Raw genomic sequence first — 707 nt, 5'->3', positions numbered from 1 at the left:
TAATGCCGTTCAGTTAAGGTAGCTTCTTGACCTTCCGGACAGCATAACGCTTCGGCGTTGCCTTGACGGCCCGGTCGCATTTGCGGCCGGGCCGTTCGTCTTTCAGAAGGCTAACCAGCCTTTCTCGTAGATGCTTCATCGAGGCGGGCAATTTTCCGTATGACCTGGTGACGCCTGCCCAATGCAGTTCGAACTGGATCAGGTGAAAGGCTCGAATGAAACTCACTTCGGTTGGCTCGCACTTAACCGCTAGCGCGGCCTTGGCGATTTCGAGGCGGATCAGGTTGTAGGCAATGAGCGTGCCCCAGATTTCCTGATATACCCCATCCACGGTTTTCGAACGCAGCGTCAGCGCTGTGCCGAGCATCGTCTGCTTGAGCTCCCGGTAACTCGTTTCGATCCCCCAGCGCTTGTCGTAGCAGGTGGCGATATCGGCTGGCTTGTAGCGACGACGGTCGCGCAGCGACGTCAGCAGGATGCGCTTGCGTGCTTGGGTGTCGACAACGGTGATTGCCCGTGCTTCCCAAAACTCGGGCAACTCTGGACACTTGGCCCGAGCTTGGGGCGAGACGCGCATGCGCACCAGCATATCGTCGCCTTCATCCTCGAGCGCTTCCCATTTGGTGTTCGATTTGGACGGAATGATGAAGTGCCGTTCGGTGCCGCTACCTGTCAGGCTACACAAGATCTCGGCTGATAGAAAGCCT

1 protein-coding gene is annotated in these 707 nt (G+C 57.6%); it reads right to left on the bottom strand.

The features are described 5' to 3' along the window. Positions 1-13: 13 nt before the first annotated feature. The coding region (locus tag ACFFJK_RS22905) for an IS4 family transposase (RefSeq protein ID WP_379681961.1) at positions 14-707 on the bottom strand (694 nt) is incomplete at its 5' end.

The sequence above is a fragment of the Massilia consociata genome, assembly GCF_042432755.1.
GTDB classification, from domain to species: Bacteria; Pseudomonadota; Gammaproteobacteria; order Burkholderiales; family Burkholderiaceae_D; genus Telluria; species Telluria consociata.
This window is presented reverse-complemented; position numbering and strand designations above follow the sequence as displayed.